The organism is bacterium (genome assembly GCA_020444325.1).
Lineage (GTDB): Bacteria > Bacteroidota > Ignavibacteria > SZUA-365 > SZUA-365 > BM516.
On sequence record JAHLLD010000004.1, the window covers coordinates 162,824 to 183,451 of the forward strand.

A 20,628-nucleotide genomic window follows, 5' to 3' on the forward strand; every position below is an offset into this window, starting at 1 on the left:
CAAACCGGTCCCCGTCGGGTCTTGAAAAAATTGCGAATGAACAGATCAGTTATTTAAGGCTCGCCACAGTGCAGCATCAGACAGAATGAGAACAGCAGTTACATAAGAATGGCTCGCCCCGGCGTAGCCACAGTGAAGCAGAAGCTTCGATGGTTGCGTAAAGCGGGCGTAGCCGGGCCCATGAGGGGTACCGAAAGGTGCAGAGGAGGAGCGGGAGAGAGGGCTTTCGTTGTGGGATGGAGGATTTTCCCGGAGGAGCTGGAGGGCTCTGAAGGGGAAGGAGAGGATTTTCCCGGAGGAGCTGGAGGGCTCTGGAGGGGAAGGAGAGGATTTTCCCGGTGGGACGGGAGGGTCCGGGAGGGGATGCAGTAAGCGGTTCGACCTTGTGCATGCCACGGAGGGGATGGGAGGACCGGACCGCTTTCTGCATCCTTAACGGAAAACCGCCGCTCGCGTCATCTGACACGAGCGGCGGTTTCTGTTATTCAGCAAAATTGGCCGAGAACCGGGTTGCTCAGGGAGCGTTGACGGTTTCAGACGACGTGGCATTGAGCAATGCGTTATAATTGTATCCGCTTGCCGTCACACCGGTCACCGTGAATGAAGCGTTCGCGGCTTTGTGATTGCACTTGGTGGAGACAACGCACTGTCCGCTGCTGTTGGTAACAGCATTGGCACTGCCATTCGCACCGCCGCCGAAGTCTCCGGATACGGTCGCGCCTGCGACGGGACCATTACTGCTTGTCACCGTAATCACGAACTCGGCGTCCCAGTTCTTGCCCTTGGACGGCGTTGCTGTCGCAGTAATGCCGCTCACCCACATGTCAGGTGTAGGAGGCGGAGTCTGCGTGGAGAAGTTCACGGTGTTGGTCGCACTCGGCGAATCGCCGGCACTGTTGTAGGCCCACACGCGAACGTCATAAGTGGTTCCGGAGCTGAGACCTGACAGCGTTGTGCTGGAAACGTCAGCACCGACAGTTGTGGAATTCCAGCTGCTGCCGCTGTTGGTGCTGTACTCAATGCGGAAGCCGGTTTCGTCATTCGAATTATCAGTCCAGTTGAGGTCTGCGCTGTTCTCTGTGACATTCGAGGCGCTGAGAAGAGTCGGACTGGCAGGCGCTGTCGGTGGTGCAGTCGTTGTGAAACTCGCCGGTCCGGCAGGATTCTGGGAATCACCCGTGCCATTGTAGGCGAACACGCGCACATCATAGGTTGTGCTGCTGCTCAGTCCGGAGAGCGTTGTGTTGGTGACATTCGAACCGACAGTTGTCGAACTCCAGGTACTGTTGCTGGAGACCTTGTACTCGATACGGAAGCCGGTTTCATTGCTGGAATTGTCATTCCAGCTGATGTCCGCGCTATTCTGCCCGATATTCGAGACCGAGAGTCCCGACGGATCCGCAGGCACGGTCGGCGTGGGAGGGGGACCGGCGATCATATTGTAGAGCAGCAGGTTTGGGGATCCACTCCCGGGATTGCTCACGACACCGCTGGTTGCACCGTTGACGATGGCTGCGTTCACCTGCGCCGGGGTGGCGTTGGGATTGGAGCTGAGATACAGCGCAGCGACACCGGCCACATGTGGAGAGGCCATCGAGGTACCGGACCAGTTGGCGTAACTGCTCGTGCTGTTCATCGTCGAGGACCGGATGCTGGAACCTGGTGCGAACACATCGACGCAGCTGCCGTAGTTCGAGAAATACGAGCGTCCGTCACTGCTTGTGGTCGCTCCGACGGTCAGGGCGTTCGGTGCGCTGGCGGGCGAGTAGTTGCAGGCATTGGCGTTGCTGTTTCCTGCCGACACCGCGTACACCACACCGGCTGCGATACTGTTCTCAACAGCAGTGTTGATAATGGAGAAATAGCCACCACCGAGGGACATGTTTGCGACGGAAGGACCGCTGGCATTCGCGGTCACCCAGTCGACACCTGCAACAACGCCGGACCAGGTGCCTGATCCCTGGCAATTGAGTACGCGCACGGCGATGAGTGTGACCTTCTTCGCGACGCCCACTGTTGTTCCACCAACGGTACCGGCCACATGCGTGCCGTGTCCATCGCAGTCTGATGCGTCATTGTCGTTCTGCACGAAATCCCATCCGGAGAATGCACGACCGTTGTATTCCTGGTGATCGAAACGGATGCCCGTGTCGATGATGTAGGCCGTGACGTCTTCGCCCTGGTTCGGATAGTTGTACGTGTTGTCGAGCGGGAGATAGCGCTGATCGATGCGATCGAGTCCCCAACTCGGCGGATTGTTCTGCGTTCCGTTCTTCGAGACAATGCCATCAGGTTCGACAATCGCGACGTTCGGATTGTGCCGTATGCCCTCAACAGCCTGCGGTGGAATAGTCGCGGCAAAACCCTTGATCGCGTGATGATAGCGATAATGAACCTTGCCACTGTTCCCGCGCATCAGTTCGTCTGTCATTGCGTCGACGTTCTCGACATTGTCTTTGAACATGACCACGTAGCGGTCGCGTATGTCAATGCCATCAGCGTTGCCCTTTTGGAGCTCCTCCGATGCGCCGTTGGACGGATCGTTGCCTGCGGGACCCGACGGATCCTCGCTACAGGCGCTGACCAGCAGCAGGAGCGCTGCTGCGATCCAGACACTGCGTTGTTTCATTGCATCCTCCAGAGATATATGAATAGTAAATGATAAACCATACCCGAAATATCGTAATTAACCAGAAGGACTAACCCGGCCTGAAAGGTACCGTGCCAGTTTTCTACTCTTTAGTACGAGGGCTTATTTGGACAGAATAGCGAAATATTTTCTCTGCGTCAAGGTCATTGCGGGAAATTGGAGAGTGCGTCAAGACGAATTCCGGGGCAGGGTAATGATGAATTCCGTACCAGTGCCCGGCGTACTTTCCGCGCGTATGCTGCCATTGTGACCCTCTACGATGATATCATACGCGATGGACAGGCCGAGACCCGCATTTTTTCCGGTGCTTTTCGTAGTGAAAAACGGTTCGAAGATGCGCGGGAGAACGGAATCAGTGATGCCGGAGCCGTTGTCCTGAAAGCGCAATACGACGCTGTTCGCTTCCTGCCTGGTGCTGACGCTGATGGTGGGTTGGAACGCATTTCCTTCCCCGGCTTTCTCTTCGAGTGCATCGAGTGCATTCTGATGCAGATTGAGGATTGCGCGCGAAAGCTCTCTCGGTCGCAATGGCAGGTCTGCGATGTTTCCGTCCAGGGTGAGATTGAGGATGTAGGGCACGTCCCTGGGCTCGGGGCCCTGCGCACCGCGGGCGATGGTCAGCATGCGCCGCAGCAGGGCATTGAGATCCGTCGGTTCCGGCGCTTCCGTACTGCCTTCCCCATGCTGTACCATGCTTTTCACGATTCCTTCGGCGCGTCGCCCATACCCTGCGATTTTTTCCAGATTCGCCTGCAGTGACCGCAGGTCTTCACGGGAAAGCTGGAGGGGGGTGTCTCCCGGGACCGCATTCTCGGTGAGGAGCTCAGAAGACAGGTCCGCAAAGTTGTTTATGAAATTCAGCGGATTGAGGATTTCGTGAGCGATACCGGTGGAAAGCCGACCGAGCGTTGCCATTTTCTCTGCGTGAATCAGCTGTTCCTGCGTGCGGTGCAGTTGCGCAATGGTGGAGCGCAGCTCGGCATTCCTGCGTTTGCGTTTTCTTGCGATGGAGAAAATCCACACTGCGGCAACGGTGAGCAGGATTACTGCAAGGATGATGAAATTCCTCAGCAGTGATTCGCGCGCAATACGCTCCTCCTGCAATTTCGACGTTGCCTCGAGCAGAGCAATCTGCTGTTCGCGCTCACGAATCTCGTAGGCGCGAGTCTTGGAATTGATCTGATGTAGTACCTCGGAGTTGAACAGCGAATCGCGAATCGCATTGTGCTGCAACTGGTATTGGTACGCCTGCCTGTAATTTCCGGTCGCAGCAAGGCATTCGGCCAGATGTTCGCTGGCAATGCGTTGCAGGTTCATCGCGCCGATATCACGCGCTGTCTCCAGGGCCTGGCTGTACGTCCTGATGGCACTGGCCCAGTCTTTTCGCTTCTTGTGGATTTCCCCGATGTTGGTGCGAATGATCGCGACGGCGCGCATATCTCCACGGCGCTGGTTCATTTCGAGACTGTTGCGATAGAGGCGGAGCGCCTCGGTCAGCCGTCCGAGTTGGACGTATGCATTCGCCATGCCATTCAGAACCGTTGACTCCCCGAAATGATCGCCGGCCCTGCGGAAGATGCCGTTGCATGCATTGAAATAGGCGATCGCCTTTTCATTATTCTTCCGCTGATTCTCAATGTTCCCGAGATTCACCAGTGCCTTGGCCATGGCAAGCGAATCCCCTGCGCTCCGTGCCGCATCGAGGCTGCGCCGCGTGTAGTCAAACGCTTCCTGCAGATTTCCGATGCGACGTTGCACGACCCCGATATTTCGCAATGCACGAGATATGCCGGTTTCGTCACGAAGTGTCCGGTAGAGTTCACGGCTCTGTTGAAAATCAGTCAGTGCCTGCTCGAAGCTGCCCGCGTTCGTGTGCAGGGCCCCCAACGTATTGAGGACCTCAGCTTTCCCCTGCTTCCATGCAAGCTTTTCAGCGAGCGCCCTTGCGTCATTGATGTAGACGAGCGCCTCGTCGGGATCACGGGGACTCAGTTGCTGGGCAATCCTGTTGAGAAGCAGTACCAGGGAGCTATCAGGTGGCGAGCGGTCCGCCAGCGCCTTGAGACTGTCGACGGACTGCGCGTGCGCAATACCATGCATGCCGGCGATGATTACGACCACAATCACGCACGACACGGGTCCCCGTAATGCGGAGCAAAGGGTGGCACGCATGGCCACCTCCAGCTTGAATGGAAGGATTTGGAAGTAAGACGGCTCTGTGGGTAAAGATATGTGCTCTGGCGCATTGTTTCAAGGAGAGGGACTGCCTGCAAACGTAGGGCCGGAGGCAGTATGTGCCAGCGGGAACACCTATTTGGGAGGCAGCGACGAGGCGAAGCCTATAGCCATTTCCAGCCAGTCGCGAAGATCCGCATCGGACACGATACCGCTGGGCTCCACGTACACCATGCCCTTCATTGGCTTCCCGGTAAAATCCATTACACGTGCGTGGGGTCTGCTGAGCGCGAGCTTAGACTGGTTCTCACCCACACGCAGCATCAGCTCATCGCGGATCACACCACAGCACATGTTGCCCGAGAGCATGAATGCTATTCCACCGAACATGCGTTTTTCTATTATATCGTTGCGGCGCGTCAACTGCTGTCTGATGCGTTCAGCGAGAATTTCGTCGAATGCCATGCTGTGCTCCGAAGGCTACGTGTGATGAATATGCAAGCTGGCGATTCACGGTGTCATTACATTTTGTCTTCATCGAGAAAGGCCAGGGGGCAGAAAGCGGGAACCGCTTTATATTTAAGATAATGAGGAGTATCATTCGGTCAAATCCTGAGCCCTTATTTCTCTTTTCGATCTTGCGAACCGCGCGTCGGTTTCGCGCACAGGTCTTTATATATATAGATGGAGTCTGTATGAAATCGTTAGTACTGTATTGCTTTGCGCTCGTGTGTCTGTTGAGCGGATCCGTCTTGGCCACGACGCATACTGTGGTGAATTCAGGGTTCAGTTTCAGTCCCTCGAGTCTTACCATAAACGTTGGTGACACGGTGGTGTTCAATCTCGGATCAGCGCATAATGTTGTTGAGGTGAGCCAGGCCACTTGGAACGCCAACGGGAACACCCCGTTGAGCGGAGGATTTACGCTCCCGTTCGGTGGAGGGACGCTGATCTTCAGTACTGCGGGAACGGAGTATTACGTCTGCTCGCCTCATGCCTCGTCCGGAATGAAAGGCACGATTAATGTCGTGCAGACCACCGTCTCCACCAGTACGCTCGCCGCGTCCAGCTACTGCGTGGGCGATATGATGACAGTGCCGTACACCGCGAGTGGAAACTTCCAGGCGGGGAATACGTTTACGGCGCAGCTCTCCGACGGCAGTGGTTCCTTTTCGAGTCCAACCACCCTGGGAAGCGTAGCCAGCACGACTTCGGGACAGATTTCGGGCAGCATTCCCGGCAGCGTCGTCACGGGCACGGGCTACCGTGTACGCGTTGTTTCGAGCATGCCAGTCCTGGTCGCCAACGACAACGGGAGCGACCTGTCGATAAGCGAGGTCCCGAATGCCAGCATCACTCCTGCCGGACCGACGACGTTCTGTGAAGGATCGAGCGTTACGCTTGACGCTTCACCAACGGGTGCGGGACTCACATACATATGGCGGCGGGACGGTATTGTAATCGTCGCCGCCTCCGGGGCGAGTTATATTGCAGCTCTGGCGGGACAATACACTGTTGAGGTAAGCAATGGCACGTGTTCATCAACGTCCTCCCCGCGTCCGGTGTTCGTCAATCCCGCTGATCCGACTACACTGACATGGACGGCAGCGGTGGATACCGACTGGGGGACCGTGGGGAACTGGGACAATCCCTGCGCCGTGCCGACTGCCGGTGACACGGTCATCATCAATGGAGGCGTGCAGCCGCCTGCAGGCACACCGGCACTTTCCATCGACCGTCTCGTGCTCAACAACTCTGCCGGACTCACACTCAACAATGACCTGGAAATCACTGGCGTGCTGGTGATGAGCAGCGGGTCTATCACACTCGGGATAAACAATCTCACGATCAGTTCCGCTGCGATGATCTCGGGTGCGACATCCTCAAACTTTATCATCACGGATGGAAGTGGGGAACTGCGTCAGGAGGGACTTGGTAGTGGTGGCCGCAGCGCTGCGGTGCTTTTCCCGGTGGGAATAAACGGGTTCAGTTATACCCCGGTATCGGTGACCAATGCCGGAACGCAGGATGTGTTCGCTGTGCGTGTCGCGGAGGATGTGCTCACAGACGGCAGCAGCGGGAGCGCCCTGCTGACGGATATTGTGGACAGAACGTGGTTTATCAGTGAAGGCATCGCGGGAGGGAGCAACGCGGACCTCACGTTCATGTGGAACGGCGCGGATGAACTTCCCGCGTTTGATCGTACGGCGTGTTTTGCCGCACATCACGATGGCTCTGATTGGTCCCCTGTGCAATCCATCGGCGCAGCGAGCGGGGGACCGGTGTACCAGCGTACGGCAACAGGGGTTTCCAGCTTTTCTCCCTTCGCCATCGGAGATGCCTCATCGCCACTTCCCGTGGAGCTGAGCAGGTTTTCGGCGGATGTGGATGGGCGCATGGTTCATCTTCGCTGGGAAACAACGCAGGAAACAGACTGCGCAGGATTCGCGGTGCAGCGGGCGGACGAGCGTCAGGCGGACTGGGAGGATATCATATTTCTCCCGAGCCGGAGTCCCCGTCTCGGAACACAATATTTCTATACCGATGAGACACCGGGAAGCGGTACATGGTCGTACCGACTGCGGCAGGTGGACCTCGATGGCAGCGAGTCGTATTCGCCGGTGCTGCGCGTGCAGGTGATCACCGCCGCCTCGCTGGCCCTCGAGAATCTGTATCCCAATCCGGTATTCCTTTCGAATGGCGCCAGTGTAAGCCTCCAGCTGAGGTCCGCGCAGAATGCACCGGTGCGTCTGACGCTGCACAATGTGTTGGGCGAGGAAGTCATGCAGCTGTTCGAAGGCAACCTCGCAGCAGGTGAGAGCCGGCAGCTGCAGGCCACGCTCTCATCTCTTGTGCCCGGAGTATACATCTACCGGTTGTCACAGGGCGATGTTCTGCGGCAGTACCGAATGCTGGTCCAGCACTGACAGAGCAGGTTGCATGAACAACAGGCGGCATCCACACCGGGTGCCGCCTGTTTCATGTATCAGCGTTTCTTATTGTATTATGGCTGCGGTGTGCTGTCGAAAAAGTCTACCATGCCGCTCTCAAGGGAATATTCCGCGCCGACAATCATCAGTTCATTATCGAGCAAACGTTGTTCGAGAATGCGTGAACCATGGCGGAGATGGTCTGCGGCCAGGCGGACATTCGCGCGAACGGCTTCTGCCATCAGGGCGTCATGATCGTTTCGGAGTTCAGTATGCAGCAGGGATTCGACCGCGGGACGCACCCGCTCGACGATGGAGCGAAGGTGGGGGGATTGTGTTTCCGAGGCACGTGTCATTTCCTCGATCGTCGCCTGTACGGCGCCGCATTGTGTGTGTCCCAGCACGACGACGAGAGGGGTCCCGAATTTTTCCGCGGCAAACTCGACGCTGCCGATTTGAGAGGGTGCCACCACATTGCCGGCGATGCGAATGACGAAGAGATCACCGAGACCCTGGTCGAAAACGATTTCCGCAGGGACGCGGGAATCCGAACAACCGAGTATGGTCGCAAACGGCGTTTGTCCCTCAAGCAACTCCTGCCTGCGGATGTGGTCCGCATCGGTATCCGTATTCCGCTCACCCGCCACGAAGCGGCGATTGCCCTCCTTCAGCCTTGCCAGCGCTTCCTGTGCAGTAATCACGTGCGTACTCCTTTCTTGCTGTTCCCCAGATCAACACGCACTGCGGATAAGGAATTCCCGGTACGCTCGCTTCCAGGCAGTGTGATTCATGACTCATGATCAAGAAGCCAGGCGAGCGCGCTTTCTTCCTCCCTGAACAGTTTCACCTGATAGCCACGGTTTGCGGCCACCGTGACGGTGAAAATGTTCTGTTGATACGACTCCTCATTGAGATCGACGATGGCAGCGCGGTAACTGCGTTTCCAACCAAACGCAGCGGGATCGCTGGAGAGCTGGTATGCGGATCCGGCCGGGAAATCCCCATGGAGATCGATGATGCAGAGAACCCGTGTTCGGTCTGCTTCCTCGCACAAATCTGCAACCGCACGCCAGACCTCAATGGCCTGTGAAGTCGTTTCCCCTTCGATTCGTATCCCGGAAACTTCGACCCGCAGATACCCGTCCTCTACACGCGTACTCATGGAATATGACATGATGCGCCTCAGGTATACTGAATGTGCGCCGCGCGCGCACATGATCATATGTTTGAAAAATCAGGATTACACTGCGAATGTACCTGTGGGAAAGGCAGAAGTCAAGAGAAAAGACGATAGCCCAGTCAGAAGATCCGAATACGACTGTGGACACTCCAGTGCTGTACGTCAAAACACAGGAGTTTCTAGTAATTCACTAACTCTTGCCTAATCAGGGAAGTGCATCTTCGAGTTCAGGTCAACCCAATTTCTATAATTTGTGAGGAGAACTCCATGCAGATGCCTTTCCGCATCCATAATTTGATGATGCTACTGTTCACGTTCGTCCTTTCGACGGCTGTGCAGGCACAGGAAGCTGCATTCAAGGCGGCGGGTGTGCACAGTGTGCAGTGGCATGCGCAGTCCGATGACGGTGTGGCGCTTCCGAGCGGAACATATCTCTACACGCTTCGTACCGCGAACGAGGTGAGCACGCGCAGTATGATGCTCGCCAAGTAAGAACGCAGCTGCTCCACGCAGCAGATGGCATAAAAACAGAAGCCCCCGGTTCTTTGCCGGGGGTTCCTGTTTTTTCAGGGGAGAGCGCGATGTCCCTCCGCACCTGGAAGCGAAGGACATGCTGGAGCTTCTCAGATACTCACGTCATCCTGCTTTCAGCAGCTTGAACGCATGGGTCCATTGCTGATTGAGAAATCCCGGAATGCACCAGAGTATACACAACGGCTCGATGGCGCGGGCGGCTTCGACACCGCCCATGTCTTCCACTTCCCAGCCAAATTTCTGCAGAATAGCTGTGGTTTCCTGCTTTGCATTTTCATTGTTCCCGCAGATGAACATTGTGGGCGTGGCACCGAGTGCCGGATTGACCATCAGGTGTGCTCCGACGGAATTGAATGCCTTCACGAAATGTGCATCCGGTACGGCGGTCTGCAACTGTTCCATCAACGAAGTCTTGAGGTCGGTGAAAAAGTGCAGTACACCATTTTCCGGCGCTTCCTCGGCGATAGGATTTGTTGCATCGATAATGATTTTCCCACGCAGGGCGTCCTTGCCAGCGGCTTCAAGCACGTTCAACGCAGCCGTACCTTTGACCGCGAGAACTACAATTTCTCCAAACGCAGCCGTCTCCGCTGCCTGTCCGGTTTTTGCTTCGGGACAGCGTTCCTCTACCCAGTCCGCCAGTTTCTTCGGCTCGCGGCTACCGACCATGACCGCGTGTCCATGCCTGACAAATCCCTCAGCCAGCGTTTTTCCGACACCACCGGATCCGAGAATTGCAACATTCATCTTATATCTCCTTTCTGACGCCATCCCGGCGATCGCCGCAATCGCGTACAAATGAAATCGATTTCATTCTTTGTGTGCATAGATCCCAACAAGGGGTACCGTCTTTCAATTCCCCGTTGGTCGGATTCCCCGTTGGTGGGATTCCCCGTTGGTCGGATTCATGAATCCGACCAACGGGATTTTCCCCTTGTTCATTGGAGGGAGACGGGTGTACATTGGGGAAAACGGACATGATGCATCCCAATTAATTGACCTCGTGCAATTGCGAAAGGCGGTTATTAATGGAACGACGGAAACTCTTGAAGGGATTGGGGATTGCTGGATTGGCTACGGTACTGCCCGTGAAAGGTTCGGCAGCTGCTTTTCAGGGAAAAGTGCGTCAGGCGGAACTGTCTCGTCCCGCGGGTGCTTCATGCTGGCTGACACCGGAGACAACGGAGGGGCCGTACTATTTCGATCCCGGGTTGTTGCGCTCGGATATCCGGTTGGACACGCAGAACAACGTTCTGCATGATGGACTCCCGCTCGACCTCACCATCTCTGTGGTGAACGTTTCGTGTCAGCCTGTCGCCGGAGTACTGGTGGATATCTGGCATGCGAACAGGGGTGGACTGTACTCAGGATACGTACAACCCCAGGGAAACACGACGAATCAGAATTTCCTCCGGGGTACACAGGTGACGGACGAGCAGGGGAACTGCCGTTTTGAGACCATCTATCCGGGGTGGTATCCCGGCCGCACGACGCATATTCATTTCAAGGTGCGTCTTTCCTCAATGGCCTATGTCACCTCGCAGTTTGCTTTTGAGGATGCTGTAAACGCGGATGTCTATGACACCGCCCTGTATGCAGACCGGGGACAGAATACGACCACGAATGCCAGTGACGGAGTGTTTCGCGATGCGACGCCCGAGCATCTGCTTGCTGAAGTCGAGCCCGACCCTGTATCAGGGGGATATCGAGGCACGTACACGATCGGTATTGATTCGCCGACGGATATCGATCAGGACGTGCGTCGTCCCGAGGAGTGCTGGCTAGCACCGAATTACCCGAATCCCTTCGCGGAGCGAACGGCCGTGACCTACAATCTGAACCGTCCCGGACATGTAGAAATCAGTGTTTTTGATGCGGCTGGGAAGATGCGCGCGAAACTGGTGGATGAACAGCGGCAGGCCGGACAGCATGTGGCGCCGTTCGACGCTGGGGGACTCCCGAGCGGATATTATTTCTGTCGCATGCGGGCAGGCGAGTATGTTGCCATTCGTGAGATGCTTCTTATTCGCCGCTAGAACTGTGACTCAGGATTTCCTGGTGTAGACTGCATCGAAAAGCTGCTTCCACTGCTTGCCGTCCTGAGACATCTCCATGGAGGAGAGCATGCGCCCGGGGTCGGTCATATCCCACCGCAGGCGAACCTGCATGTTCGGATTCCTGCTCGTCATAGTGAGCACCTTTTCAACGAACCGGCCCGTAAAAATTTCAGGTGGGGAGCCGATGGAATCAAGCCAGTACATCGTGTACAGGTCTTCTTCCGGATTATAGGAATAGATTCCGTGTCCCTCAAACGTCGTTTTGCCATCCTTTTTCTGCACGTAATCATTGATCGCGGCAAGACCCCCGAGAGCGAGACGCGTGATATTGATCCCCTGAGCGGTGCCCCCGGCCGGGTCCCATTCAGAGGGATGCATGTGCTCTTCCCCGTGCCACTCACCAGCGAGCAGCTCGAGTTTTTTATGTCCGGCAGATAGTTCTTCGTGCGCCATGATCTCTATCCTCAGGCTGTTGCAGTTCCGATTGTTCTGTGGTATGCGGGGTTGCGGAGACACATTATCCCAAAAAATTGTACCGCAGTCAAGTGCGTCCCTGTCTGGATCGATCCCGTTGCACCGGTGAGTGATGCCGTGCGTTGTATCGTATATACCCTCGTATGTTATCCACGAACTCGTCGTCAGTAACACGCCGGTCAAAGTATGTTTCCTGCCAGAGTGGAGTGCCGGTCATTCCGCGAATTTTGTTAATTTCTCGGGCACTTGAAGCCTTGATAAACCCCACCGCGAGGGGAATCAACATCTTCCGCCGCTCTTTTTTCCATTCTGCGTGTGAAAGTACCTGCGTAGGTTTGGATACGTGACCAGCGGTGGTAATTCTGATGAGAAGATGGACATGGTCAGGCATTACGCAGAACGTCTCGATTTGTAATCCATCATATTTATCCGTTGCCTGGATGATGAGGCGCTGCACAATTTTCCCAAACTCATTGAGATGCATTTCGTCGTCGCGGATTTCCCCGAACATATCGATCCGTCTCTTCAAGCACATCGTGCAATGATACCAGCCGGGTGAAGAATAATCGATCCACCTCGCACGCATTGATGATAATTTCCTACGGTGTTTCATCGGATTCTCCCTTGTTTCCGAAATGGTGGAAATTATTTCCCGACGGGTCGCCGATCAACGCCAACGACGCGGATAATCGCGGATAATCGCGGATCGACGCGGATCGGGAAATCGATTTTATTTATTGGATTAAACGCGGGCGGGGTGATTGCGTCCAAAAGATGAATTCCATCAACCCTGTCATACGGATTTGCTTCACCAACAGGCAGCCATTGGCGACATCCGAAATCCTGAATAAGGAGGCCACCATGCAGCGCAGTACACGTTTCACGAATCTGACCCTGTGTACCACTCTTTTCCTGATTTTCGTTTCATCACGGCTGTTTGCGCAATACGACAGTACCTACTTCATCGTGGACAGCGGACAGCAAAAATGCTACAACAATACGGGACAGATGCCGGCGCCATCCCAGGGACAGGCGTTTTACGGACAGGATGCGCAGCACCAGGGGAATCAGCCGCATTACGTGGACAACGGGGATGGAACGATCAGTGATCTGGTGACGGGATTGATGTGGGTGAAGGCGCGGGGATCCAAAATGTCATGGGAATACGCACAGGCCGGCGCGTCCTTCTGCTCTGTGGGCGGCTACAACGACTGGCGTATGCCAACGATCAAGGAGCTGTATTCCCTTATTGACTTCAACGGGAAAAGCGGCACAACGGCATCCAACTCCATTCCCTACATCGACACGCAGTATTTCGACTTTGCGTATGGAAACACCGCTCTCGGTGAGCGCATCATCGACTGTCAGGACTGGTCCTCAACTACCTATGTGCATTTCACCATGAACAATGACACGACGGCGTTCGGGGTGAATTTCGCTGATGGACGCATCAAGGGATATCCCAAACCCGATCCGATGCAGGGGGGACGCAAGCAGCTGTATGTGCGCTATGTGCGTGGGAATGCTTCGTACGGGATCAACAATTTCGTCGACAATCAGGACAGCACGATTACAGATAAGGCGACGGGACTCATGTGGACGCAGGCGGACAGCAGGGGTGGAATGAACTGGGAGGAGGCTCTGGCCTGGGTGCAGGCGAAAAATACTGCGCAGTACCTCGGGTACAGTGATTGGCGGCTCCCTAACGCCAAGGAATTGCAGAGCATTGTCGATTACACGCGGTCACCCTCAACCAGTAGCAGCGCAGCCATCGACCCCATCTTTTATGCGAGCAGCATCGGGGGCGGAGAGTATCCATTCTACTGGTCAAGCACGACGCACCTCGAAAGCGCACCGACCTCGAGCGGCGGTGAGTATGCGGCCTATGTCTGCTTTGGCCGCGCACCGGGGTGGATGCCTGTCCCGCCGAATTCATCCAATTATGTTCTGATGGATGTCCACGGTGCCGGTGCACAGCGCAGCGATCCCAAGACGGGGGACCCTGCAAACTTCCCGTACGGACATGGTCCACAGGGCGATGTTGTTCGCATATACAATTATGTTCGGATGGTGCGTGGCGGCAATCTGCGCGTGCCGGTGGAGATGTCCTCTTTCCGCGCCACGACTTTTCCGGGTTCTCTGCAGGTTGCCCTGCACTGGCGCACGGAGAGTGAAACCAATAATCTCGGTTTTTACGTCGAGAGGAAAACGGCGAAGGGTAGCAGTTGGGAGCGACTCGAGGAAGGATTCGTACCCGGTCAGGGCAGCACGACACAGAGTTCTGATTACAACTGGACCGACCGTGTCCCCGGTGAAGGGACCTGGTATTACAGGCTGCGACAGGTGGATACCGACGGGAGTTTCAGCTATTCGCCGTCCATCATGGCAGCTGTCAGCGTCCTGCCGAGCACCCTCTCACTTTCCATAGCACCAAACCCCGTCACCGCTGGGGCCCAGATCCAGTTTTCACTCGAACGTGATGCGACCGTTACCCTGACCGTGCATGACCTCCTGGGGAAAAAACGAGTGACCGTCCTTGATGCTGCACAACTCTCGGCCGGATGGCATGGCATGACGCTGCAGGCGTCCGCGCTTCCCCCCGGCATGTACCTCTGCCGTCTCAGCACCGCTGCAGGCGACCAGCGGAGTATCCGCATTGTGCGAACGCACTGACAAACCACCTGCACACTGTTGAATTGCCTCAGTTTTCTTCGTCGGAGGTGTCTTCCCTGAAGACATTTTCCACGGATGCACCCAGCACACGCGCGACGGCGAATGCGAGGGACAGGGAGGGGACATACCGTTCCTGTTCCAGCATGATGATGGTCTGCCGCGTGCAGCCGCAGGCCCTGGCGAGATCGGCCTGTGTCATCCCCTTCTCTTCCCGCAGCAGACGCACAGTGTTACGAATATGCTGCCTAGGCATGGATGCCGCCTCTCCAATCAAGAATGAACGACGCCGCCGAATGCACGAGGGAAAGCAGACACACGGTACCATACGCGATCAGATACAGCCAGCCGGCAGGGACGCCACCGGACTGCCCGTTCGTTTCGTACAGAAGAATGCTGGTGAAATACACCGCAAGCGCGACCACGACAAGCGTGATCCTCGACGCCGCCAGCGCGATCGCGTCATCCCGCTCGTCGATTTCTCCCTCCCTGCGGCCTTTCTTCGACCGCCAGCCCAGCCACGCATTGAAGATGAAACCCGGCAGGATTACCGCCGCTGCGGCCAGCCGCCATATCGAATTCTCCGCGCTGTCGAAATGTTCGATCCCACCACGGAATACAATGATGATCAGAAAGAGGAAAATGAGGGACCAGAGAATGCTCGCTGTCAGGGCATGCTTGCTTGCGACTGTCATGTTATGCTCCAGGATGTTGCCGTGTAAGAAATAACTTACATTGACCGCGTGAGAATGTCAACTATTTCTTACTTTTCGTGCATCGAGCTTCACACAGAACCCGGAATCCCTTGCGTTCCTCCCGGTGAGCGCCTAAATTAAGATAAGTCGTATCCCAAATTTAGACCCCCGATCACGTCACGTACGTCTGTGCGTTGCTGTGCCCGGAAAGGAGATTCCCATGCGTCGGTTCGCTACCTATGTTCCGTTTGTCCTCTTTCTCACGACGCTGACGTTGTCGGCCCAGCTGAAAGGGGATTACGAAAAAACCTTCGACTCCTTCATGTTTTCGATGACCTCGGACATCACGATTACCGATAATGGTGATGTGACGGCGGTCGGTGTGCGTCTTGACGACATCCGCTTGACGTATGATGAAGCGGAGGATGCCTATCTCGGCGAGGGAGACCTCGTCCACACAAACTTTGAAATTCCGCTCGGGGACGATTGCTGGATCGCGCAGCCTATTTACCGCACGGACCGATACTTCATTCGTGTGGAGGTCGACGAATACTTCGATGCGGCGCCTGATGTGCGTCTGTTCATCCGCATGCGAGGAACAACAGCGTTTACCATGGCCGGGGAAGGTGCGATTATCAACTGCCTTTTACAGGATGGGGATACGCTGGACTTCACCCAGCCCGCGGTTCCGATCTGGGCTGCCGGCTGGTTCGTGATACGCGACGATGTTGGGGAAGGTCCCTCCGAGCCTCATGGCTGGCCTATCAAGAATCTCAAGGTCGAGGGCTGGGAGATTACTGGAATCGAACGCGAAGATTTCCGCATTCACAAAGAACTTGATCATTCCTTCACCGATGACGATGGCGGCGTGTTTCGCGAAAAGGCCACCTACGTGATCGAGCCCTGTCTCAAGCACGAGGTCGCATTCGAGATGGGCGTCGACAGCTACACGTTTACCAACCTACCAGATGTCGTTTGGCCGGAGTCGTACTGGTCGCAATTCGATTACAGCGTTGAAGGTGATGCGTTTCTTACTGTCACAGGGAATCCGCCTGCGAGTATTTTCCCGGACTGGTATGCATTCTCCCGGGCGTTCGGGGAAGCACAGACGTATCGCAGCGTGTTTCCGAAAGTGCATGTACCGAAGGCAATGCTTCGCTGGAACGTCATGAACCGGCCGTTCGGCGGGAGCTGTTACGGTTTCGCCTACTCCAGTCTGCTTCACTATACCGGGCTTCGCAGTGCGGTTCCGCAGCCCCTTGGGAATCTCACACCGGAGGATATCGTGCTTGAGGAACTGCATGAAAAACACTGCTACCAGATGAGCGCCGAAGCAATTCAAAACATCTTCCAGAATTACCAGATGCGTCCGAAGCAGATGGTGGAAAAGCTCATCGAAAATTTCAAAGAGGATGGCACCGCCAACTGTGCACTCAGTGTGATTCTCGGGGGGGAAGGGCATACGATGGTTCCACTGCGCGTGATACGCTGCTTTGATGATGAGAATGACGAAGTACTTACCCGCATTGAGGTGTGGGACAACTACTCCCCCTTTGTGCCGCGTACCATCGAAGTCAATGAGACGCAGAACGTCATCCTGGGGAGCAATGGAAACGTGGACAGGGGATTTTTCCCTGACGTGCCCGCCACGGCATTCGCTGCGACCTATCCCACCATGTACAAAGCACATGCAAATGAGGTGCCCGGGGGAAGTACCAGCAAGGGGGCGAAACCAACGCTGCTCGCTTCGAACAGGACGGAAGTTTTTTACAAGGGAGGAGGTACTGCGATGCTTGCCGTGGATGGACGTGACCCGGTCGATCTCAATCATATTGATCTCGATGCGCCGGAAGACATGCATCCCATCCATCTCACTACCGGTACGGTCCCCATCGTGCCCGGATATACACTCGATACGCAGCTCGCATCCACGGTAGCCGTCGATGTGACAACAGGCGGAGAGAGGGAGAACATCACCAGCATTAATCCTCCCGGTGCGCTGAACATGATGTACAGTGCCGGTGCCGGGAGCAGCGTGCGTGCCGTCCTGCGCAACGACGATCTCGGGATGGATGTATCCACGCAGGGCAGTGTTCATGAGTCCGTATTACAGCTGCTGCGAAGCGGCGAGGAGCATGACATCCTCGTCCATTTCAGCGAGATAGACTTCAGCGGAAGTGACGGAGTAACCGTGGAGATGGGTGAGAACGAGCACGTTGCCATGCTGCGGAACCAGGGAGGTACGAAGACCTTCGCTGTTGAGGTGATGCGTTTCGGTGAGACCTTCTCGACCAGTAGCACGTTCACCGGGATTGAGATCGCTGACGATGAGACGCAAACGGTGGTCGTCGGGAGCGTAGACAGTCTTCGCACCACGCAGATTGAACTCCACGTGGACCGCGGCAGTGATGGTTCAACGGATGAGATTCGTGTGTTGCGCGCCTATGGTACCGTCTCTGTCGATCGTCCCGCAGTGATCAGCGAGGATCTGCACGCCTGGCCTTCGCCGTGGAATCCCGCACTGCAGCCCCTGCAATTGCGTTACGCCCTGCAGCGACCCGCCACGGCGCGACTCGTCGTCTACAATACGCTGCAGCAGGAAGTCGTGGAACTGGTCGCTGCTCAACCGCATCAGGCATCGTCGCTCTACACCGCAAGCTGGGATGGTCTTGACAGCAAGGGACGTCCGGTACCCGGTGGCAGCTACTTCTACATTCTGCAAACCGAGGATGGCAGCCGCGCCCTCGGGAAACTTGCCATATTCCGCTGACCGGCAGAAGAGAAAAAATATTTCCGATCTGCTAGTTGTTTTTAGAGCTTCCCTTATTTATATTTGGTCTTAGTAGTATATGCGCGATGCACATGGTCGCGCACGCAACGGTGGCAGCAGTAGCGCCGTCGTTTTCCCAAATAGAAGATAATGGAACCTTGATATGCGTAACGTCGTTGTGGCCATTCTTCCTGCATTGCTGATCCTCTTGCAGGGGCATACCGTTCATGCCATGGATAACAGGGATACCACAACCGCAGCGCAGCACGGCCGCATTGTGGGACGTGTTGTCGATTCCGAGGAGGGACTCCCCGTTATTGGCGCTCACATTTACATCGATGCCCTTTCCCGCGGTGCAACAAGCGGGACTGATGGGAGCTTTGAACTGCCCGAGCTTCCTCAGGGACAGCACACGATCACCGTCAGTTATATCGGATACGCCGGAATGCGCCGTGAAGTGCTCGTTGAATCGAATCGCACTGTAGAACTCGAATTTTCGCTGCAGCCCGGTGTACATGAAATGGGAACGGTGGTCATTACCGGCTCGGCTACGCCGTACCTCTACACGGAATCGCCCGTGAAGACGGAAGTCATCACACACAAACTCATAGAACAGACACAGGCTGTCAATCTTGCTGAAGCGCTTTCGCTGCAGACGGGTGTGTCGGTGGATAACAGCTGTCAGAACTGCAATTTTACCCAGGTGCGCATTCTCGGCTTCGACGGGAAATACGCGCAGGTATTGATTGACGGCGATCCAGTGGTTTCGTCACTGGCTGCGGTCTACGCGCTTGAGCATTTCCCTGACGAGATGATCGAGCAGATCGAAGTTGTGAAGGGCGGCGGTTCAGCCCTGTACGGCGGGGGAGCATTGTCCGGAACGATCAACATGCGTACACGTACACCACTCGGGACGCATACACGTTTCAATTACCTGGCACAGTCGCTAAAAGGCACGTTGGATCACAAGGCCGGAGCGGTGACGGAGTGGGTGTCCGGCTCAAAGGATATGGGTGCGTTCCTGTATATTTCTGCCCGTGACCGTGGAGGGTATGATCACAACGGGGATGGATTTACTGAACTGGGCCAGGTCAGCAACAACACCATAGGCGTCAACAGTTATCTCCACGTTGAGGGATATGGTGACTTCCAGCTCTCCCTCCATCATATCAACGAGGCGCGCCGCGGCGGCAGCGACCTGGACTTACTCAAGCATGAGGCACGCATTACCGAGGCCGTTGATCACCGGCGTTGGGGAGGAAAGCTGCGATGGGAATCGCGTGTAAGTGCCGCCCTGCACTTGCAGGCGCATTACGGTTTCAGTCTGCTCGACAGGGATTCGTACTATGGCGGACTCGCCGGGGACACGGAACAGGACAGGCTCGATGCCCTGCGCTACTACGGATTCTCAAAAAACAGAACACATATTGCCGGCGTCCGCGGTTTACTGAGCACAGGGGTGCAGGATATTACCGCGGGGGTCGAGTACAGCAGCGATCGGCTGGTCGACCGCAGCGTGCGAGACGCTTCATACGCTATCGATGCGCTGTACACCAACGTGGGAATGTATGCACAGGATGCCATCACGCTCTTCGAGCACGCACTGGTACTCATCGCCGGTGTGCGCATCGACAGACACTCCGAACTGGATGAGGCCGTTCTGAGTCCCCGTATCAACGCCCGCATTGAACTGCTCCATGAACTCAGTCTGCGGTTGGCGTACACCACGGGATTCAAGGCCCCGCAGGTCTTCGACGAAGACCTGCATATCGAATCTCTCGGAGGCGTTCAGCGGGTCATACGTAATGTTGACGGATTGCAGCCTGAGCAGAGTGCGTCGGTCAGCGTCAACCTTGATTACAACGGACTCGTGGGCAGTACCCCTGTGCTTATCGGACTGACACTTTTCCATACCCGTCTTGAAGATGCCTTTACCCTGATGGAAGTGCAGCACCCCGGTGAGGAAGTCATACTATGGCAGCGTGTGAACAGTGATGGTGGGTTGGTACGCGGACTCGAGCTTGATCTCGGCGTGAAGCCTGCGCAGAGTACGGAACTGCGCCTCGGGGGGACACTCAAGCGCGCATTGTTTGATCAGCCGCAGGAGGTGTTTGATGGTGTGGCTTCCGACCGCTTTCTGTATACGCCTGATTTCCAGGGTCATCTGCGCATGACACAGCAGGTGGCAGAGGGACTTAGCATGTACGCGTCGCTTCGCTACACCGGCACCATGACATTGCCTGATGCCACCCGAGAACGTCTCGTGGAAACGACCGATACCTTCATCGATATCGATGTTGGGGGCAGTCTTCGATTCCCACTAAGCGAGAACACGAACCTGGAGCTCAACGCCGGTGTCAAGAATCTTCTCGATGCATACCAGGAGGATCTGCAGCGTGGTGTTGATCGCGATCCAGGCTATCTCTACGGTCCCACCCAGCCGCGCCGTCTCTATCTCGGTGTGGACGTGATCTGGTGATCCGATATGGGTAC

General features: G+C 55.9%; 16 protein-coding genes. 6 read left to right on the forward strand and 10 right to left on the reverse strand.

Going from position 1 to position 20,628, the window contains the following annotated elements:
- Nucleotides 1-514 precede the first annotated feature (514 nt).
- From KQI65_07475 to KQI65_07485, 3 genes are all read right to left on the reverse strand, one after another.
- Nucleotides 515-2,629, reverse strand: a complete 2,115-nt coding sequence (locus tag KQI65_07475) for a S8 family serine peptidase (GenBank protein ID MCB2204572.1) — start codon at nt 2,627-2,629, stop codon at nt 515-517.
- A gap of 189 nt (nt 2,630-2,818) precedes the next feature.
- Nucleotides 2,819-4,822 (reverse strand): tetratricopeptide repeat protein, encoded by a 2,004-nt coding sequence (locus KQI65_07480; protein MCB2204573.1) that lies wholly within the window; start codon nt 4,820-4,822, stop codon nt 2,819-2,821.
- 138 nt (nt 4,823-4,960) lie between these two features.
- On the reverse strand, nt 4,961-5,290 hold the full coding sequence (locus tag KQI65_07485) for a TfoX/Sxy family protein (protein ID MCB2204574.1): 330 nt from the start codon (nt 5,288-5,290) through the stop codon (nt 4,961-4,963).
- A 230-nt stretch (nt 5,291-5,520) separates the two neighbouring features.
- On the opposite strand from KQI65_07485, the gene KQI65_07490 reads away from it, so the two are divergent.
- The gene (locus tag KQI65_07490) at nt 5,521-7,752 is read left to right on the forward strand and encodes a T9SS type A sorting domain-containing protein (protein ID MCB2204575.1); all 2,232 of its coding nucleotides are present in this window, start codon (nt 5,521-5,523) and stop codon (nt 7,750-7,752) included.
- A 77-nt stretch (nt 7,753-7,829) separates the two neighbouring features.
- On the opposite strand, the gene KQI65_07495 is transcribed toward KQI65_07490, so the two are convergent.
- Both KQI65_07495 and KQI65_07500 read right to left on the reverse strand, forming a co-directional pair.
- On the reverse strand, nt 7,830-8,456 hold the full coding sequence (locus KQI65_07495; protein ID MCB2204576.1) for a carbonic anhydrase: 627 nt from the start codon (nt 8,454-8,456) through the stop codon (nt 7,830-7,832).
- Nucleotides 8,457-8,542: 86 nt separating this feature from the next.
- Complete coding sequence (locus tag KQI65_07500; protein ID MCB2204577.1) at nt 8,543-8,929, reverse strand: hypothetical protein; 387 nt, start codon at nt 8,927-8,929, stop codon at nt 8,543-8,545.
- 273 nt (nt 8,930-9,202) lie between these two features.
- Between KQI65_07500 and KQI65_07505 the strand changes: the two genes are divergently transcribed.
- Nucleotides 9,203-9,427, forward strand: coding sequence for a hypothetical protein (locus KQI65_07505; GenBank protein MCB2204578.1), 225 nt, complete (start codon nt 9,203-9,205; stop codon nt 9,425-9,427).
- A 144-nt stretch (nt 9,428-9,571) separates the two neighbouring features.
- On the opposite strand, the gene KQI65_07510 is transcribed toward KQI65_07505, so the two are convergent.
- Nucleotides 9,572-10,240 carry an NAD(P)-binding domain-containing protein gene (locus tag KQI65_07510; protein ID MCB2204579.1) on the reverse strand — a complete coding sequence of 223 codons (669 nt, stop codon included), beginning with the start codon at nt 10,238-10,240 and terminating at the stop codon, nt 9,572-9,574.
- 257 nt (nt 10,241-10,497) lie between these two features.
- Between KQI65_07510 and KQI65_07515 the strand changes: the two genes are divergently transcribed.
- Nucleotides 10,498-11,505: a T9SS type A sorting domain-containing protein gene (locus KQI65_07515; GenBank protein ID MCB2204580.1), complete on the forward strand. Its 1,008-nt coding sequence runs from the start codon at nt 10,498-10,500 to the stop codon at nt 11,503-11,505.
- A gap of 9 nt (nt 11,506-11,514) precedes the next feature.
- On the opposite strand, the gene KQI65_07520 is transcribed toward KQI65_07515, so the two are convergent.
- Together KQI65_07520 and KQI65_07525 are read right to left on the reverse strand one after the other, a co-directional pair.
- On the reverse strand, nt 11,515-11,979 hold the full coding sequence (locus tag KQI65_07520) for a DUF1579 domain-containing protein (GenBank protein ID MCB2204581.1): 465 nt from the start codon (nt 11,977-11,979) through the stop codon (nt 11,515-11,517).
- 88 nt (nt 11,980-12,067) lie between these two features.
- Complete coding sequence (locus KQI65_07525; GenBank protein MCB2204582.1) at nt 12,068-12,613, reverse strand: transposase; 546 nt, start codon at nt 12,611-12,613, stop codon at nt 12,068-12,070.
- Nucleotides 12,614-12,861: 248 nt separating this feature from the next.
- On the opposite strand from KQI65_07525, the gene KQI65_07530 reads away from it, so the two are divergent.
- Nucleotides 12,862-14,673, forward strand: coding sequence for a DUF1566 domain-containing protein (locus KQI65_07530; protein ID MCB2204583.1), 1,812 nt, complete (start codon nt 12,862-12,864; stop codon nt 14,671-14,673).
- Between the two features lie 28 nt (nt 14,674-14,701).
- Here KQI65_07530 and KQI65_07535 read toward each other — a convergent pair whose 3' ends face one another.
- Both KQI65_07535 and KQI65_07540 read right to left on the reverse strand, forming a co-directional pair.
- Nucleotides 14,702-14,926: a helix-turn-helix transcriptional regulator gene (locus tag KQI65_07535; GenBank protein MCB2204584.1), complete on the reverse strand. Its 225-nt coding sequence runs from the start codon at nt 14,924-14,926 to the stop codon at nt 14,702-14,704.
- Nucleotides 14,919-15,365: a hypothetical protein gene (locus KQI65_07540; protein ID MCB2204585.1), complete on the reverse strand. Its 447-nt coding sequence runs from the start codon at nt 15,363-15,365 to the stop codon at nt 14,919-14,921. Before KQI65_07540 ends, KQI65_07535 begins: the two co-directional genes overlap by 8 nt.
- A 220-nt stretch (nt 15,366-15,585) precedes the next feature.
- On the opposite strand from KQI65_07540, the gene KQI65_07545 reads away from it, so the two are divergent.
- Nucleotides 15,586-18,135 carry a gliding motility-associated C-terminal domain-containing protein gene (locus tag KQI65_07545; protein MCB2204586.1) on the forward strand — a complete coding sequence of 850 codons (2,550 nt, stop codon included), beginning with the start codon at nt 15,586-15,588 and terminating at the stop codon, nt 18,133-18,135.
- A gap of 163 nt (nt 18,136-18,298) precedes the next feature.
- Nucleotides 18,299-20,614, forward strand: coding sequence for a TonB-dependent receptor (locus KQI65_07550; GenBank protein MCB2204587.1), 2,316 nt, complete (start codon nt 18,299-18,301; stop codon nt 20,612-20,614).
- Nucleotides 20,615-20,628 lie beyond the last annotated feature (14 nt).

What these genes read in the sequence shown, in the direction of transcription:
- KQI65_07490 (MCB2204575.1), top strand. Translation starts at nt 5,521, where the DNA reads ATGAAATCGTTAGTACTGTATTGCTTTGCGCTCGTGTGTCTGTTGAGC.
- KQI65_07520 (MCB2204581.1), bottom strand. Translation starts at nt 11,979, where the DNA reads ATGGCGCACGAAGAACTATCTGCCGGACATAAAAAACTCGAGCTGCTC.
- KQI65_07475 (MCB2204572.1), bottom strand. Translation starts at nt 2,629, where the DNA reads ATGAAACAACGCAGTGTCTGGATCGCAGCAGCGCTCCTGCTGCTGGTC.
- KQI65_07480 (MCB2204573.1), bottom strand. Translation starts at nt 4,822, where the DNA reads ATGCGTGCCACCCTTTGCTCCGCATTACGGGGACCCGTGTCGTGCGTG.
- KQI65_07525 (MCB2204582.1), bottom strand. Translation starts at nt 12,613, where the DNA reads ATGAAACACCGTAGGAAATTATCATCAATGCGTGCGAGGTGGATCGAT.
- KQI65_07540 (MCB2204585.1), bottom strand. Translation starts at nt 15,365, where the DNA reads ATGACAGTCGCAAGCAAGCATGCCCTGACAGCGAGCATTCTCTGGTCC.
- KQI65_07530 (MCB2204583.1), top strand. Translation starts at nt 12,862, where the DNA reads ATGCAGCGCAGTACACGTTTCACGAATCTGACCCTGTGTACCACTCTT.
- KQI65_07515 (MCB2204580.1), top strand. Translation starts at nt 10,498, where the DNA reads ATGGAACGACGGAAACTCTTGAAGGGATTGGGGATTGCTGGATTGGCT.
- KQI65_07485 (MCB2204574.1), bottom strand. Translation starts at nt 5,290, where the DNA reads ATGGCATTCGACGAAATTCTCGCTGAACGCATCAGACAGCAGTTGACG.
- KQI65_07500 (MCB2204577.1), bottom strand. Translation starts at nt 8,929, where the DNA reads ATGTCATATTCCATGAGTACGCGTGTAGAGGACGGGTATCTGCGGGTC.
- KQI65_07510 (MCB2204579.1), bottom strand. Translation starts at nt 10,240, where the DNA reads ATGGCGTCAGAAAGGAGATATAAGATGAATGTTGCAATTCTCGGATCC.
- KQI65_07535 (MCB2204584.1), bottom strand. Translation starts at nt 14,926, where the DNA reads ATGCCTAGGCAGCATATTCGTAACACTGTGCGTCTGCTGCGGGAAGAG.
- KQI65_07550 (MCB2204587.1), top strand. Translation starts at nt 18,299, where the DNA reads ATGCGTAACGTCGTTGTGGCCATTCTTCCTGCATTGCTGATCCTCTTG.
- KQI65_07505 (MCB2204578.1), top strand. Translation starts at nt 9,203, where the DNA reads ATGCAGATGCCTTTCCGCATCCATAATTTGATGATGCTACTGTTCACG.
- KQI65_07545 (MCB2204586.1), top strand. Translation starts at nt 15,586, where the DNA reads ATGCGTCGGTTCGCTACCTATGTTCCGTTTGTCCTCTTTCTCACGACG.